The sequence below is a fragment of the Sphingomonas sp. CCH5-D11 genome, assembly GCF_001557395.1.
GTDB lineage: Bacteria > Pseudomonadota > Alphaproteobacteria > Sphingomonadales > Sphingomonadaceae > Sphingomonas.
The window spans coordinates 1-1,027 of record NZ_LSKH01000098.1 but is presented as its reverse complement, the minus strand read 5'-3'; the positions used below and the strand labels follow the sequence as shown (position 1 = coordinate 1,027).

The window sequence follows — 1,027 nt, the reverse complement described above, 5'->3', positions numbered from 1 at the left end:
CCCCGGCCTTCGCCGGGGTGGGAAGGCGGTTAGATCGCATTGGCGAAGATCGCGGAACTCACCGTCGGTGCGCCGGGGCCACCCGCGAGTAGGCAAGTGCGCGCGCCGGCGACGGGGTTGGCGCTTTCGCCGCGCAGCTGGCGGACTGCTTCGATCGGCAGGCCAATGCCGTGGATGAAGCCTTGCGCGAGATTGCCGCCCGAGGTGTTGATCGGCAGCTTGCCGCCATCCGCGATCAAATTCTCGAAGCGGATCACCTCCGTCGCATTCTCGTAGGTGCAGAAGCCGTGGTCGATCAGCGACATGACGCCCTGCGCGTCGAAATTCTCGTAAAGCTGGACGACGTCGATACCGGCAGGGGTGAGGCCGGTATCGGCGTAGAGCCGCTTCGCCAGCCCGCGGAAGCCGGCGGTGACATAAAGGTCGGCGTCGTCATTCTCGAGCAGGTCGCCCCAGCCGGCCTCGGCGCCCTGTACGCAGCCGAGCATATAGACCGGCGGCTTGGCGAGATCGCGCGCGCGCTCGGCGGAAACCATCAGCAGCGCTCCGGCCCCGTCGTTCTCGCGGCTGCAATCGAACAAGCGGAACGGCTCGGCGATCAGCCGCGATTGCCGCAATTGCTCGACATCGAAGGTCTGGCCGTAGCTGACCGCCTCCGGGTTGCGGGTGCCGTGGTGGTAGGAGGCGCGGACCAGTTCCTCGACGATGTCGCGGGGGACGCCGTGGTGGTCGAACAACCGTGTCGCTCGCACCGCGCAGGCCTGGGCCGGCGAAACCATGCCGGTCGCGCGCAGATGGTCGTTGAGATGGTGCGCCATCACCGCGGCGGACATGCGGCCGCTCGAACCCTCAACCAGCGCGCGGAAGATAACGACGGCGCTTGCCTGACCCGACAGGATCGCCGCCGCCGCGACGCCGAACGCGCCGGCGATCCCGCCGCCACCGCCGCCCCAAACCTGCGCCGACCAGCGCAGTTCGCGGCTGCCGAGTTCGGGCATCAGGCGGACGGGTTCGTTCTTGTCGTCGC

The 1,027-nt window shown here is 68.4% G+C and carries 1 protein-coding gene; it reads right to left on the bottom strand.

Features of this window, described 5'->3' with window-relative positions:
* Window positions 1–29 precede the first annotated feature (29 nt).
* A partial coding sequence (locus AX702_RS22450) for a thiolase C-terminal domain-containing protein (RefSeq protein ID WP_066777685.1) occupies window positions 30–1,027 on the bottom strand: 998 nt, incomplete at its 5' end.